Origin of the sequence: Shewanella sp. (genome assembly GCF_047975355.1) — a bacterium.
Classification (GTDB): Bacteria; Pseudomonadota; Gammaproteobacteria; order Enterobacterales; family Shewanellaceae; genus Shewanella.
This window is the reverse complement of the sequence record NZ_JBKEDJ010000001.1, coordinates 1-14,905: the sequence shown is the minus strand read 5'-3', so window position 1 is coordinate 14,905 and position 14,905 is coordinate 1. Positions and strand designations below refer to the sequence as shown.

General features: G+C 48.5%; 11 protein-coding genes. 6 read left to right on the top strand and 5 right to left on the bottom strand.

What is annotated here, in order from left to right; translation table 11 throughout:
- Positions 1-21 precede the first annotated feature (21 nt).
- The 5 genes from cutA (at position 22) to ACK5NH_RS00035 (ending at position 6,606) form a co-directional block, all read left to right on the top strand.
- On the top strand, positions 22-345 hold the full coding sequence (cutA, locus tag ACK5NH_RS00055) for a divalent-cation tolerance protein CutA (protein WP_416917269.1): 324 nt from the start codon (positions 22-24) through the stop codon (positions 343-345).
- Positions 342-2,183: a protein-disulfide reductase DsbD gene (locus tag ACK5NH_RS00050; protein ID WP_416917268.1), complete on the top strand. Its 1,842-nt coding sequence runs from the start codon at positions 342-344 to the stop codon at positions 2,181-2,183. Before cutA ends, ACK5NH_RS00050 begins: the two co-directional genes overlap by 4 nt.
- A 152-nt stretch (positions 2,184-2,335) precedes the next feature.
- On the top strand, positions 2,336-3,979 hold the full coding sequence (locus ACK5NH_RS00045) for a cation:proton antiporter (protein WP_416917267.1): 1,644 nt from the start codon (positions 2,336-2,338) through the stop codon (positions 3,977-3,979).
- Positions 3,980-4,303: 324 nt separating this feature from the next.
- Positions 4,304-5,449, top strand: a complete 1,146-nt coding sequence (gene galK, locus ACK5NH_RS00040; protein WP_416917266.1) for a galactokinase — start codon at positions 4,304-4,306, stop codon at positions 5,447-5,449.
- Between the two features lie 125 nt (positions 5,450-5,574).
- Positions 5,575-6,606, top strand: coding sequence for an aldose epimerase family protein (locus ACK5NH_RS00035; protein ID WP_416917265.1), 1,032 nt, complete (start codon positions 5,575-5,577; stop codon positions 6,604-6,606).
- 108 nt (positions 6,607-6,714) lie between these two features.
- On the opposite strand, the gene ACK5NH_RS00030 is transcribed toward ACK5NH_RS00035, so the two are convergent.
- The 4 genes from ACK5NH_RS00030 to ACK5NH_RS00015 form a co-directional block, all read right to left on the bottom strand.
- Positions 6,715-7,119 (bottom strand): hypothetical protein, encoded by a 405-nt coding sequence (locus tag ACK5NH_RS00030; RefSeq protein ID WP_416917264.1) that lies wholly within the window; start codon positions 7,117-7,119, stop codon positions 6,715-6,717.
- 321 nt (positions 7,120-7,440) lie between these two features.
- On the bottom strand, positions 7,441-8,439 hold the full coding sequence (locus tag ACK5NH_RS00025; RefSeq protein WP_416917263.1) for an NAD(P)H-quinone oxidoreductase: 999 nt from the start codon (positions 8,437-8,439) through the stop codon (positions 7,441-7,443).
- Positions 8,440-8,593: 154 nt separating this feature from the next.
- A complete protein-coding gene (locus tag ACK5NH_RS00020) occupies positions 8,594-10,393 on the bottom strand; it encodes a sel1 repeat family protein (protein ID WP_416917262.1) in 1,800 nt (599 codons plus the stop codon).
- Positions 10,394-10,493: 100 nt separating this feature from the next.
- The gene (locus tag ACK5NH_RS00015; protein ID WP_416917261.1) at positions 10,494-11,834 is read right to left on the bottom strand and encodes a leucine-rich repeat-containing protein kinase family protein; all 1,341 of its coding nucleotides are present in this window, start codon (positions 11,832-11,834) and stop codon (positions 10,494-10,496) included.
- A gap of 168 nt (positions 11,835-12,002) precedes the next feature.
- On the opposite strand from ACK5NH_RS00015, the gene ACK5NH_RS00010 reads away from it, so the two are divergent.
- On the top strand, positions 12,003-13,427 hold the full coding sequence (locus ACK5NH_RS00010) for a LysM peptidoglycan-binding domain-containing protein (protein WP_416917260.1): 1,425 nt from the start codon (positions 12,003-12,005) through the stop codon (positions 13,425-13,427).
- Positions 13,428-13,491: 64 nt separating this feature from the next.
- Here the strand turns inward: ACK5NH_RS00010 and ACK5NH_RS00005 are convergent, their stop codons facing one another.
- Positions 13,492-14,865 carry a DUF4397 domain-containing protein gene (locus ACK5NH_RS00005; RefSeq protein ID WP_416917259.1) on the bottom strand — a complete coding sequence of 458 codons (1,374 nt, stop codon included), beginning with the start codon at positions 14,863-14,865 and terminating at the stop codon, positions 13,492-13,494.
- Between the last annotated feature and the right edge of the window lie 40 nt (positions 14,866-14,905).

Sequence of the window (14,905 nt, the reverse complement as noted above, 5' to 3'; positions counted from 1 at the left end):
TATGGGACGATACCTCACACCATGCAAGCTCAGTATCTCGTGGTCAGCACTAGCTGCCCTGATGAAGTTCAGGCAAAGCGCATCGCTCGCGCCTTAGTGGAAGCGCGCATCGCCGCTTGCGTGCATATTTCGGCGCCTATTCGCTCCATTTATGCATGGGAAGGAAAAATCTGTGAGGAGCAAGAAATTAGCTTACACATTAAATGTTTACAAAGCCACTATGCCGAGTTAGAACAGCTTGTGCTTAAACTCCACCCTTATCAAGTGCCTGAAATTATTGCCGTACCCGTGACTCACGGGCTACCAGCCTACTTAGATTGGATAAAAGATAACACTCAGCCATGAAAAAACTACTTAGCCTTATTTTCACCGCGTTACTGTTCCTTACGCCTCTCTCCCTAAGTGGCAACGCCTTCGCCAATAGCTTTGGTTTTCTAAAAAGCGAACCGGAGTTAATGCCCGTCGATCAAGCCTTTGTCTTCGATTTTAAGCAAGAAGGTAATAAGGTCACCCTCAATTGGGTGATTGCCGACGGCTACTACATGTATCGGGATAAGCTGAAATTTAGCGTCAATGGCGCCGAGCTTGGCACCATCGACCTGCCAAGGGGCAAACCCCATAACGACGAATATTTCGGTGAGCAAGAGGTTTACTACACCTATATCGATGTTCCCGTTGGCCTGAAATACGCCGATGACAACGCCACCTTAAGTGTGAACTTTATGGGCTGCGCCGAAGGTAAGCTCTGCTATCCACCAACCAAACGCGATGTGACCCTAAAAGCCGTCGCCACCAATGATGGACAAATCGCGGCTAGCGCAGGCAGCAGCGAGAATAGCGAGCCTGCTGCTGAGTCGAGTGACAAGCAACCAGGTAGCACTTCAAGCCAACCAATTACTCAGCAAGATACTCTCAGCCAGATGCTGTCTAACGACAGTTTGCTCTGGACCTTAGTGATCTTCTTCGGCCTAGGGATTGGTCTGGCGCTCACGCCTTGCGTCTTCCCTATGTATCCGATCCTATCGGGCATTATTGTCGGCCAAGGGCAAAAACTCTCAACCGCTAAGGCCTTCACCCTGTCGATGGCTTATGTGCAAGGTATGGCGATCACCTACTCGATTTTAGGGTTAGTGGTTGCCTCTGCGGGGATGAAATACCAAGCGGCGCTTCAACATCCTGCAGTGCTGGTCTTTTTAGCAATCCTGTTCTTCGTGCTTAGTTTGTCCATGTTTGGCTTGTACGATCTCAAACTGCCTTCTAGCTGGCAGGAGAAGATGAACTCGATTTCAAACAGTCAAAAGGGCGGCAACTTAGTTGGCGTATTTTTGATGGGGGTGATCTCAGGATTAGTGGCCTCACCTTGTACAACGGCCCCGCTCTCTGGCGCCTTAGTCTATGTGGCGCAGACTGGCGATTTATTGCAAGGTTTCCTCGCGCTCTACGTGCTTAGTATGGGTATGGGTGTGCCGCTACTTATCATTGGTACCTCGGGTGGTAAGTTACTGCCACGCGCAGGCGCTTGGATGAACATCATTAAAACCGTGTTTGGTTTCCTACTGATTGCGGTATCGATTGTGATGCTTGGCCGCATTTGGACGGGCGTGGTTTCCGATGTGCTTTGGTCACTCTGGGGCATTAGCTTCACCGGCTACTTAATGCACCAAAACAAACTCAGCGCCTTCAATTGGAAACAAACCGTGCGCTCAGTGCTGCTGACCTTAACCCTGCTGGCCAGCTTCTCCTATGGTTTCCAAGCGGTGATGAGTCACTTTGGCTTTACCCATGCGCCAATGGGTGGCGTAGCGACAACGGAAGAGGAACACGGCTTTAAACGGATTAAATCCATTGAAGATTTAGACCGCGAACTCGCCGCAGCCACTGCAGCGGGTAAGCCCGTGATGCTGGATCTCTACGCCGATTGGTGTGTGGCCTGTAAAGAGTTTGAGGCCATCACCTTTAAGGACGCCGAGGTCTTAGTCCGGATGAATAAGATAGTGTTATTACAGGCCGACGTGACGAAGAGCGATGCCGTGGATGTGGCACTGCTGGAGAAATACAACGTGCTTGGTCTGCCTACGCTGCTGATGTTTAACGAGCAAGGTGAGCAAAGGGAAGATTTAAGGGTAACAGGCTTTATGGGACCGAAGGAATTTGCCGCCCATTTAGATCACTTAGTGAAATAATCTCGGCTAAAAGGCCAAATTTTCACTGCGCCGTTTTAGCGTAAAACCAATAAAAAGCGGACTTTTTTCACTAAAAGTCCGCTTTTTTATCACGCTGTCATCGATTTCTTATACAATCCCTGTTTAACGTGGACTTTTTTGATTGGAGCATTATGGAACCGGCTATTCTCATCATTACACTTATCTGCGGCATGCTGGTTAGCCGCATAGGGCTGCCTCCCCTTATCGGCTACTTAGTGGCAGGCTTTGTACTCTTTGTTCTTGGTATTGAGAAAGAAAGCCTGCCCCTGCTGCAAGAACTCGCTAACCTTGGGGTCACCTTATTACTCTTTGCCATTGGTCTTAAACTGGATATCCGTAGCCTGTTTAAGGCTGAAGTCTGGGCAGGGTCGAGCATACATTTAGTGCTCTCCATGGTGCTGTTTATTCCTATCCTCAAAATCCTCGGCTTTATTGGCCTAAGCCAACTCGATGGATTAAGCGTGGCACAGCTGTCGTTGATCGCCTTTGCACTCAGCTTCTCCAGTACAGTATTCGCGATTAAGGTATTGGAAGATAAAGGCGACGTGCAATCACTCTATGGCCGTGTCGCCATCGGTATCCTGATTATGCAGGATATTTTTGCCGTGGTGTTTTTAACCATATCTAAGGGCGCAGTTCCATCGGTTTGGGCACTGGCGTTATTGCTATTACCTCTGGTAAAACCACTGATTTACAAAGCCTTCGACCGTGTTGGTCACGGCGAACTCTTAGTATTATTCGGATTAGTGATGGCGCTGGTTGTCGGCGCTTGGTTGTTTGAGTCTGTAGGGCTTAAACCGGATCTTGGCGCACTTATCATCGGCATTTTACTCGCGGGGCATAAAAAGGCCTCAGAGTTAGCTAAATCATTGTTTTACTTTAAAGAACTCTTCCTTGTCGCCTTCTTCTTAACCATTGGTCTCAATGGTTTACCTACGATATCCGATGTGGTACTCGCGGCCTTGTTAGTACTGTTAGTGCCGTTAAAAATCCTGTTGTTCGTCTACCTTCTGACGCGATTTAAGCTGCGTTCACGCACCTCGATGCTGGCCTCATTCAACTTAGGTAACTTCTCTGAGTTCGGCCTTATCGTGGCCGCCGTTGCCACCAGCAAAGGTTGGCTGCCCCCACAATGGCTGGTAATTATTGCCGTAGCCTTAAGTTTCAGCTTCTTGTTTGCGGCGCCACTCAACGCCACAGTGGGCAATATTTATCAACGATTCCAACAACGTCTGATAAGGCTTGAGAAACCACCACTGCACCCTGAAGACAGACCGATTGCCATTGGTAATCCACGCTTCTTGATTTTAGGTATGGGCCGCATTGGTAGCGGTGCCTACGATGAGCTACGCGCGCGTTTCGACGGTGAAATCCTAGGGATTGAACACAAACAGGAACTGGTCGATTTACACCGCACCAATGGCCGTAATGTGGTTCAAGGAGACGCTTCGGATACCGACTTCTGGGAAAAGCTCGATAGAGCACCCAATCTTGAACTAGTGCTGTTGGCTATGCCGCACCATGCGGGGAATCTCTTCGCCGTAGAGCAGCTCAAGAAGCTGAACTATCAAGGTAAACTCAGTGCGATTGTGCAATACGGCGATGATGCAGCGTCACTTAGAAGCTCAGGCGTACACAGTGTGTATAACTTGTACGAAGCGGCGGGAGCGGGTTTTGTCGACCATGTGATTCATGAGCTGTTACCCGACTCTGAAACTAAGGCCAATACAGAACCCCATGAAGACAATAAGAAACAGGATTCTGTCATAGCCTAAAACGGCTGAATTAATTCATGTTTAGTTCAGTAATGACTAATTTTACCCATGAATAAAACTCATCTTATTTAGTCTGATGTTGACTCAGGAAAGGGATCCCCTGAGTCAACATAGCTAAACCATCACCAATCTATAAACTGATAAAAATCAATAGATTGATATAAATCATCTCTTCCAAGGCTTGGCTGCATTTTGCAGTATCGATTTTCTCTGACAAGACTATCGGCTATGCCCTACAAAATCTCAGTTACAACGCCGAGTTAGTCGTGATATAAATCGAAGACAAGAACGCATTTAGCCTAGCTTTTTGGAAGTCTTCTCAGCATGTCGAACCCTGCGCAGCGCGCCACTAAATTATTTGTCCAAACCTTTGGCACTAAAGCCGATGATTTATACCAAGCCCCAGGTCGGGTGAATTTGATCGGTGAATATACGGATTACAACGACGGCTTCGTATTGCCCGCCGCGATCAATTTTCATACGGTAATTGCGGTTAAACGCCGAGACGATAATAAGTTTCGCGCCGTTGCCGATGCCTTTCCGGGACAAATAAAGGAATGGAGCTTCGGCAAAGACACCGAAATCAATCCCGAAGATGGCTGGGTCAATTATTTAAAGGGCCTGACTGTGGCCATGGCCAATACAGGACTTATTGCCAAAGGCTTAGATTTAGCCGTAGTGGGCGATGTACCACTGGCGGCGGGTCTGTCTTCCTCCGGCGCCTTAGTCGTCGCCTTTGGCACCGCCATCAGCGACAGTAGCCAACTGCATTTATCTCCCATGGCGGTTGCACAACTCGCGCAGCGTGGTGAATATCGATATGTCTCATCGGCTTGCAGCATTATGGATCATATGGTCTGCGCTATGGGCGAACCTGACCATGCCTTGCTCATCGATTGTCTGGATCTGGATAGCGAGCCTATAGCGATACCAGAAAACCTCAGCCTTATCATTATCGATGCCCATATCGAGAAGCAACGTTTAGCTGCAATTAGCCAGCAGCGCCGCGAAGAATGCGCTAAGGCCGCCGACTACTTTGGCCTCGATGCCCTACGTCACCTCGATCAGCGTCAACTCGAAAGTGCTAAAGGACAATTGGATGACACCCTGTATCGCCGTGCCAAACACGTTGTCACCGAAAACAAGCGCACACAGAGTGCAGCCCGGGCGCTAGAGCAAAATAATCTTTCTAAATTCAGTTTGTTAATGGCACAGTCCCATCAATCCTTGCGGGATGACTTTGAGGTAACTCTGCCTGAGTTTGACACTTTAGTGGACATCGTCAGTCAAGTGATTGGGGAGCGTGGCGGCATTCGCATGACCGACGGTTGTGTCGTCGCCTTAGTGGACCATGAGCTCACCGATGCCGTGGTCTCGGCGGTTGAAAATGCGTTTTATGAGCAGACCGGAATCGATGCCACTGTATATCTCTGCTCGGCGAGTGCCGGCGCGGGGCGTATCGACAGTTAGTTCGTCCATCACGCTCAATCCATTCTTCCAGACAAATACCATACGAATTCAATTTTAGTTCCTATGGTATTTGTTGTTTTTACGAGGCAAAATCAAAAGGTTAAATCACATTAGAGGGAAGCCTAATGGTACGTTTCAGTGTATTAGATCCTTGGACCGATCCCCGCGGCGGTGAAATTGAGCGTGTGCGGATAGACAATGGCATCATCGCCTTAGAAGTGCTCAGTTTAGGTGGCATTATTCGCTCGCTCTGGACGCCCGATAGACAGGGAGAGCGTACCAATATCGTGCTTGGCTGCGACAGTGCCGAGGATTACTTAACCCAAAACGCCCACCTTGGTGCCATTGCTGGACGTTTTGCCAATCGCATTGCGATGGGCAAGATGCAATATCAAGGACAAGAGCATCAACTGGATATCAATCAGGCCAGTAACTGCTTGCATGGCGGTCGCGAAGGGTTCAATCGAAAAAACTGGCACTTAGGCCAACTTCCCGACGGGGTGCGTTTGTCGTTAGTCAGCCCCGATGGTGACATGGGCTTCCCCGGTAATTGTACTGTCCAGTTAGACTATCGCCTCGCCGCCAATAATCTCTATGTGGAAATCCTCGCCTCGGTGGACAAGCCCTGCCCCGTCAGTCTGACGCAGCATTCCTATTTCAACCTCGATGGTCTGCCGAACAATCATCAACATAGAATGCAAATCGATGCGACACGCTACCTCACCATGAATGAGGTGGGCGTGCCTACGGGAATTGCCGAGGTCAAAAACAGTATTTTCGATTTAACTCAGGGCGTTACTCTTGGGGACAAACTCCAAGATCCGACCTTGGCAACGACCCAAGGTTATGATCATTGTTATTTGATGGACAATCCCGATGGTTCGCTACGCCGTTTTGGCTGCTTATCTAGCCCCGTCAGTGGCCGCGCCATGACAGTGTTTACCAATCAACCCGGCGTACAGCTCTACTGCGCCAACTTTTTAGCGGGAACCTTGGGGAGAAACCAGCAAAGCTTGAACCAATATCAGGGTGTGTGTATCGAGCCACAAAAGCTACCTGACTCGCCTAATCAACCGCAATTGGGTGACAATGCCTGGTTATTACCGGGGGAAATTTACCATCATATTAGCCGCTATCAATTTGATCTTGAAGGCTAAAAATGAGTATGTAGGAAATAAATCTGTAGGATGTAAAAAGGAAAAGCTGGTAAGGAATAAAGTGGTTTATTCCTTACCCTGACCAAATTTGCCTAGGCAAACTCAGTGTTAATCATCGAAATCATCGCCCCAATCTTCATCAAAATCGGCGCCAATGGCATCGGTTTCGATTTCTGGTTCAACCTCAGCCTTAGCCTTACGGACAGGGCCTGAATCCTTAACATTGTTCAGATCAATACGGGCTTGATGTTTACCCATAAATTGAGCTCGAGCTGCTTTCCATGCGCCGCTAAACTTAGTCTCTGCAGCTTTTAACGCAGCATCATCTAAGTCGTGTAGGTTCACTTTTACGATGTCTTCTACATACTCAACAATGGCATCACGCTCGGTATTGTAGAGGTAGATTCGTCCAGGGGAAGCCTCTGGCAGCTGGTTGTCATGGACGACAATCGCGTTGCCCTTCGATGTTCTCAGCTCACCATACCAAACCTGTTTCTTTGCTGTGTTATACATATATGCCAATACCCTTAAATCAACACATACACTATGAGTTTTTTAGTCTGAATAAGCGAAGCGTCGCTTGCTTTGATCCACGAATAGCGCCGGAAAGTCTCTGACGTTTTCAACTGGGTATTTTTACAGAATATTTCCGATAATCAATGCCTCATATCATGAAATTTTCACTTATTACGCATTAATTTCGGCCAAAGTCCCTAAAAAATTTTGTCATTAACGACTTTAGTCTAAAAAAACATCACAGCAAGTTTTAATTCTACGCCCGCCTCCGTCAAAGGATTGAGGCGAGCGCGTTTACAGATATGTAGCACAGTGGGGTCACAAGGTTAATACCACTTTGCCTCTATGTTCTCCCGACTGCATAAGCGCATGGGCCTTAGAGGCTTCGGCCAGAGGAAAGGTGGCACAGATATGCGGTACGATTTGCTGGCTATCGAGCAAAGGCCAAACATACTCACCTAATTGCTTGGCGATTTCGGCTTTTGCCTCAACGGTCTGAGGTCTTAAGGTCGAGCCCGTCCACACGATACGTTTGGCCATCAGCTGGAGAATGTTCACCTCGGCCTTGGCACTACGTTGAGTCGACACAGACACCATGCGGCCATCTAGCGATAATGCCTGAAGATTCAAGTTGATAAAGTCACCACCCGCAATATCAAACACTACATTGACGCCTTTACCCTGGGTAAAGGCCATGACTTCTTCAACAAAATTCTGAGTGTTGTAGTTCACCACCAGATGGGCACCTAATCCCGAGCAATAGTCGCGTTTTTCATCCTGCCCTGTGGTCGCAATCACTATCGCACCGAGATGCTTGGCAAGGGAAATAGCTGTGCTGCCAATGCCCCCCGAGCCGCCGTGGATCAACACGGTTTCACCCGCCTTGAGTCCAGCACGCATAAATAAGTTGCCCCACACAGTAAAAAAGGTCTCGGGCAGCGCCGCTGCTTGCACATCAGAAAAGCCTTTGGGAATAGGTAAACAATGGGCGGCATAGGTCAAGGTATACTCGCCATAACCACCGCCGGGCACTAAGGCGCAAACCTTATCCTCCAGTTGCCATTGAGTGACGCCTTCGCCTAAGGCGCAGATCTCCCCAGCGACTTCCAGTCCTATAATCGATGAGGCTCCAGGTGGTGGCGGATATACTCCCATCCTTTGCTTGATATCGGGACCATTTACACCGGCGGCGCGGTTACGAATTAAGACTTGGCCAGCACTCGGCACAGGTAAGGGTGAGCGCGTCAACTGCATCACCTCTGGTGCGCCGGGCTCCTCAAGATAAATATGCGTGTAATCATGGGGTAATTCGGACATAACGGGCTCCTAGGATAGTACTTCCGCTAACAAAGCAGTCTTCACTGCTCGTGTTAGCGGCCATTTCTGGCATAAGTCGCTGGCATAATTCGATAATCATCCGCTCGATAGGGCTAGACTACCCCAAGTTCAAACGGTAAAACAGGCATCAGTTTCATAGCTTTTCAAGCGCTTGTACTCTTGCTTTGGCCTTAGCTTCGTAATCATTCGTAAAAGATTTAGCGAGTTCAATACTGTGCTGATAGAGCGTAAGGATGCGCTCCGGCTCTGCGCTGCCACCGTCACCCGCATCGAGTAGACTCGCGAGTTGAAAATAAGCCTGGCCCAACACGTCCCGCTGCATGCCTTGTTTTTCGCCATGCGAAACCACTTTCTCGAGCCAGAAACGCGCTTTGTGCGCATCACGCGTGGCGGGTTTTAACAGAATATCCGCATACTCAGCGGCGACATAGAGATCACGTTCGGCGGCAATCTCCCAAAACGCCTGGCTTTGCTCAAAATCCTCTAGCCAATAATAGTAATCACTGGCGGCGCTATGGGCCAAAGCGGGCTTAGCCTGCACACTCAAACGATAGTTGGCTAATGCCGCTGCTGCATCATGGTAGGGCGACCAAGGCAATACTTGGTACAGCGCCATCATACTTATAGCCTCGGGTACACCTTGGCTAACCAACTGATTTAACAGTTGCCAAGCGCTGACTTGGTCGCTTTTCGCCTCGGCAGTATTCGGCTTGCCTTGCAGTATGGTCTCAAACGGCTGACGAATGAGTTCCAGTTTGGCCTCGACATCCCCAAGCCTTGCCGCGCGTTGTAGCCAATAACGGCTCTGCTCAACGTCGCCCGCATAGGCTGCTTGTGATTGTATCCATTGAATAGCAATCAAGTCATCGCCCTCGGCCGCCTCTCGGTAAAATTTACGTGCTTTTTCTCTATCCTCTGCCAGCGCATTACCTGCCCAATAGATTTGCGCTAATACACGCTTATCTTCGGCCTTGGCGCTCGCACTTAAGGTATTGAGCATAGATTCAGGCTTACCATAGGCATAGAGATGCACATCGCCATGCGGATAACGGTATTCGGTACCATCGGGGTAATGCACCGAGATATGATCCGTCTGACGCCACACATTGACTTGATAATCAGGCAATATCTCAGGGTTAAACTGCACCCGCAGCACGGCCTCTTTATCGAAACGCACTAGCTGCGTCGCCGTGCTCGACCATAAACGGCTGGTCGACTGCAAATTGCTCTTAAGCTTCACCTCAAAGGGGCTGTCAGTCTTAGGACTGTAGATCACCATAGGGTAATACACGGGATTAAGGACAAGCGGCAAAGCGGCAACCAGATTAGTATCCTCTTCACTGCCTGCGGGCACGGGCTCGATAGTGAACTCTTGGCTCAAATAAAACCCATCATGGGGCGAAGCTTTAGCGGGCGGTTGACCCGATGTTAATAATGGCGATGTATGCAAGTATTTGTCTTTTAATGACTTAACCTTTTGCCATACGGGATGGCTTGGCAACAGGGTAAGATCGAGGACGAGATCCTCCAACTGCCAGTCACAATCTCCACCACCTTGCAGCGCTAGCGTGAAACTGAAAGGCTTGGCCTTATCTGTACTCTCGAGCGATTGACGCAATACCGAACTCTTATTCAGCGTGGCGCGATATGGATTGGCGATATCACCATTGGGGAAACGGATTTCTTTACGGGTACAAACAGAGGAAGTGTAATAACCTACTAGCTCTAACTGGGTGTGAGCGGGTAAAGCCCCAGTAAACTCGAAACGCTGCGCATCCTTAGGTGGCGTCGTTTGGTCGACGGGTAACTCCTGTAGCCACAGGTTATCCCAAAATCCCGCCAAAACAGGCGCTGAGTTCAGCAGACTCAAACTCAAGATGAGACTCAGGACAAGGCCCAGCCAAAGCACTGCTACTTTAGAAATCAACCTCATAATGCCAGCTCTCCATTGCTGATGAGAGACCATCGCCCTTGCTTTAATGTCTCTGCATCGGTTTTCACCAATGGAACCACCCCTTGAGTTTTGCTACATGCTAAATGCGTGAGCTTAGTGCTGTACATAATGTATTGGCGATATCACTAAAGCGCGGGCGGTTAATTAACTCCGGCTGCATACATAGATCTTTTAACTGCCGTAGTTGAGTTCGCATCGCTTCGTACTCGTCGGCGCCAGCGAAGGGCAATAAGTCGTCAATCAAACAACCAAGTGCCCGCACCTCAATGGCCTGCATGGCATCACGCTCTGACTGCGACAATTTTGCCAAGTTTGAGGCGGCACCAAAATCACCAAATAACAGCGCCATTTGCGGATTAATCATCATATTGTGCGCATACACATCCCCATGGCTGATTTGCTGACCATGCATATGCGCTAAGGTGTCGGCCAACTGCTGGGCAATCTTGGCTATGTCCTTAAGGCTAAATTCGGTATCAACCTTAAAGGTATCTCGGGTGCAGGTGACTAGTGATGGCGGTAAACCTAAGTTACTAAATTCTTTTGGAATTAACGCCATGACTAATCCAAGTTGATCCTGTTGGCTAATATGCGCCAATACTTTGATTAGATTAGGATGCTCACCCGTGGTTAAACAACAATCCAATTCATCGGCAGGGTAACCGTCACTGGTCACCTCTCCCTTAAATAACTTAACGGCAATCTGCTCACACCCAGTAGCGGCGACCATTTCGGGGTTTAACCAACGCCCTTGGTAAATAATGCCAGAGGCGCCTTCACCCAATTTCTCACCGAGGGCGATGTCCGCTAATGACACATTGGGCACACTGGCTACGTCGGCATGGGGATCGACCAGTGTATGGCTAAAGGGATTGCCCGCAAACGCAAGCCATGTAAGTTTTGGCAACTTAAGTAACCAGTTTGGCAGTGTGGCTAAAGCATTTGCCGACAAACGTACTAACTCTAAGTTTTGGCATTGGGCCATGGATGCTGGCAGCGAGGTTAACCGATTGCCCGCTAAGGCTAATTTTTGTAGGCGATGCAATTCGCCCATACTATCTGGCAGGGCTGAGATTTGGTTATCGGTTAAAATCAACCAACGGGTCTGCAAGGGCAATGATGTCTCAGGTACCGAACGAATTTGATTCGCCTTAAAGCCTATCATCTCCAGTTTCGGACATTGGCCTAACGCTTCGGGAAGCTCTTCAAAGCGGTTATTGGAAGCAAACAAAATCTTCAAATGGGTTAAACGAGACAAATCTTCAGGCAGTGAACTGAGCCGATTATTGGATAAGTCGAGGATCTCGAGCGTATCGGCTAATTCAAAGATCTCCCGCGGAAACTCAGTTAAATCCTCAACCAATTGTAAACGAGTAATCCCTTGTAATTGCCCTGCTTTTAACTGCGCTAACGTCTGCACTCTGTAATCCACTGTGATGAAAAATCGCCACTATCTTAGCCCATTTTGCACTAAATCTAAATCTGACCTAGGCGGTCAAATTTCCAGCAAAGCTATTCAGAAATGCGAAAACAGATTAGCATGTGCCAAATCATGGAACATCAAGTCATCACAGATTACAGGACAATCATGCGGAAAACCTTTCGCCAACCCAGTGCATTAGCTGCGCTCGTGGTCGCCATGTTGACGGCTCAGCTAAGCGGCTGCGCAACTACTTCGGCGCAAACTTCGCCTACAGAATACGCAGCAGCCTTGCCAGAAGCCCAAGGCACTAGCGAACAGACAACGCAACCTCAGCATATTGAGGCGGAAGTGGTCTACGAACGCTATACCGATGTGTGGGAGAAAATCCAACACGCCCGCACCATTGATGTGCATGACGATGCCGAAGTGCGCAAACAGCGTAACTTTTTCGATGATAAGCAAAAGTTTATGACTCAGGTGACCCAGCGCGCCGAGCCTTTTTTATACTATATTGTCAGCCAACTCGAAGCCCGCAACATGCCGCTCGAACTGGCACTCCTACCAATTGTTGAGAGTGGTTATAACCCGCTCGCTCAGGCAAATGGTCCAGCTGGACTCTGGCAAATGATCCCCGCCACGGGACGTAATTTTGGCCTGACCATCAACTCAGCCTACGATGGCCGCAAAGATGCGCTGGCCTCGACCGATGCCGTGCTCGACTATTTACAACACTTGCACGACACCTTAGGTAACGACTGGATCAACGCCGTTGCGGGTTATAACAGTGGCGAGCTTGTGATTAAAGCCGCTATCGATAGAAACAAAGCTAAAGGCAAACCCACGGATTTCTGGTCGCTGAATATTCCGGCTCGCCAAGTGCAAACCGTGCCTAAATGGCTCGCCTTTATTCAAATTATCCGCGCACCTAGCCATTACAATCTCAAAGTAATGCCGATTGCCAACCGCCCATTTTTGGAGCGTTTACCTGCACCTAACGGCGTTGAACTCAGCCAAATTGCCAATGCTGCGGGACTCACTAAGGCGGAGTTTAAAACCTATAACCCTGGTTATCGCCAAAGCGTGATCCCAAGTAAGGGCAAATACCAAATCGCCCTGCCGATTGAAAACATTGGCCAGTATCAAGAGAATCAGCACAAACTGTACGCACAAAAACGTTACGACAGCCAAAGTTATATTGTGAAATCCGGCGATAGCCTAGGCACAATTGCTGCGAAATTTGATATCTCAGTCAAAGAGTTAAAGCAAGCAAACAACCTCAGCTCCGATAGAATTAAAATCGGCCAAGAGCTGACCCTGTTAACGCCGATGACAAGCGAAGATAACGCCTCGACCGAGACGCCAAAACAGAGCAAAGCTCAAACAACGTCTCAATCGGCTAAGGCTAAAACCAGCAGTAAAACCGCTGACAAGCCCGCCGCGAAAGCCAGCACTTATAAGGTAAAGTCCGGTGACTCGTTAGATAAAATCGCGCGCAAAAACAAAGTGAAGCTCGCGGATTTAATGAAGTGGAACCAGCTCAATGCCAAGAGCATTATTAAGCCAGGCCAAGAGCTAAAACTGTCGGAATAAAGACGGTTAAGACGAAAAAGCACTACCAAGGTAGTGCTTTTTTATTGCCTAATCAATTTTGCGATTAAAGCTTAACGAGGTTATAGCCAAAGCTGGTTGAAGTGTCCTTGTTCAGCACCATAGTGACATTATCTTCGTTATTAAAATCCATCATCTCTGATGCATAAACCACTGTCTTAGTGCCATTTTCCACCGCAATCACCTTGATAGAATATTCACCTTTTGGCACCACTAACGACTGCGGCGCCGTAGGGTTAACCGCACTGATCTTATAGGCTGCGGTTTCAATGGTGTCGTTCGCCTTTAAGAAGTACAGCGTCAGGTTACTCTTGTCGGCAAAACTGACGATATCAAACTTAAAGCTGTAGGGACTCGGCGTTTGCGTTTGCTTCATCTCCATCGCCTTCACTTGGCTACCTTCTTCGGTTGTTTGCTCGTAGATGAAGATGGTTTTGATATCGTCTTGGTTGAGGGTAATCAACACATTGTCGAGCAATTTAGCTTGGCTAGTATGGTCAAACACGCTCACCCCAAAGTCATTAAACTCGGCGCCTTGATAGGCAGTAACACCAAAGGGGGCCACATTGCTAAACAGGGCTTCTTGCTTGTTACTCACCACTTTGACATCGACATTATGTGCAGCCAAACCATTGAATACCCTAAAATCGACACTGCTTTCGAGGGCAACATGGTTACGCACATTGGTGGTCGAATCGACGCTATCTAAGCTGATTTTGGCATCCGAAGCGCCAAAGCTTTCCCGTAAAATCAACTTATAGGGCACCTTAGTCTTAAAGTTAATACTTGCCGTGGTGTAGCTCACGTTAGTCGTTCCCGCTGGCGCGAGGTAAACCTTGTAATCCCCAGTGTCTAAAATCTGCGGCGCTGAGACCTCACCGTAGGAGACGCTGCCTAGCATTACCGCATCGGCAATGCTTTGGTCAGCTTTAGCAATATAAGCATCGTAAGCAGGCACATTCATCGCCGTGTGGGCGATCAATAATTGCATTTTACTCTTGTCCGCTTCGGCGTTTTGCTTATCGAGTTCAGTACGGGAGTAATTGATATTCAGCAGCGATGGCGAGGCAAAATCCCCATGCAAGACAAAGAAATGGTCAGTCGCCGTTTTTAGATCTATATCTTCCTTGTAGAGAGAAATATCCTTATTGGCCGCGTCTTTGCCCATCACTTCAACCGTACTAACGCCAGGTGTAGAGGTAAATCTTGGCATCGCATCGGCGTAGCTCACGCTCTCATAGGTTTTATCCCCAATCTTCAGTGCAGTAGCCGTACTCCCCACTGAAGCATTGTAGAATTGCACATAAGTATCGGTCTTCGAGGTGTCCTCATCCTTGTTGTTATCGGAGCCACCACAAGCGGTCACGCCCAAACAGGCGAAGGTCAAAACCGCGAATCCTTTTAGTTTATTGTTAAGCATCGTATCCCTCATTAGCAGACAAAAATTCAGTTCAGTCTAC

Excerpts from the sequence above, each read along its gene's own strand:
- cutA (WP_416917269.1), top strand. The coding sequence starts at position 22 with ATGCAAGCTCAGTATCTCGTGGTCAGCACTAGCTGCCCTGATGAAGTT.
- ACK5NH_RS00050 (WP_416917268.1), top strand. The coding sequence starts at position 342 with ATGAAAAAACTACTTAGCCTTATTTTCACCGCGTTACTGTTCCTTACG.
- ACK5NH_RS00045 (WP_416917267.1), top strand. The coding sequence starts at position 2,336 with ATGGAACCGGCTATTCTCATCATTACACTTATCTGCGGCATGCTGGTT.
- galK (WP_416917266.1), top strand. The coding sequence starts at position 4,304 with ATGTCGAACCCTGCGCAGCGCGCCACTAAATTATTTGTCCAAACCTTT.
- ACK5NH_RS00035 (WP_416917265.1), top strand. The coding sequence starts at position 5,575 with ATGGTACGTTTCAGTGTATTAGATCCTTGGACCGATCCCCGCGGCGGT.
- ACK5NH_RS00030 (WP_416917264.1), bottom strand. The coding sequence starts at position 7,119 with ATGTATAACACAGCAAAGAAACAGGTTTGGTATGGTGAGCTGAGAACA.
- ACK5NH_RS00025 (WP_416917263.1), bottom strand. The coding sequence starts at position 8,439 with ATGTCCGAATTACCCCATGATTACACGCATATTTATCTTGAGGAGCCC.
- ACK5NH_RS00020 (WP_416917262.1), bottom strand. The coding sequence starts at position 10,393 with ATGAGGTTGATTTCTAAAGTAGCAGTGCTTTGGCTGGGCCTTGTCCTG.
- ACK5NH_RS00010 (WP_416917260.1), top strand. The coding sequence starts at position 12,003 with ATGCGGAAAACCTTTCGCCAACCCAGTGCATTAGCTGCGCTCGTGGTC.
- ACK5NH_RS00005 (WP_416917259.1), bottom strand. The coding sequence starts at position 14,865 with ATGCTTAACAATAAACTAAAAGGATTCGCGGTTTTGACCTTCGCCTGT.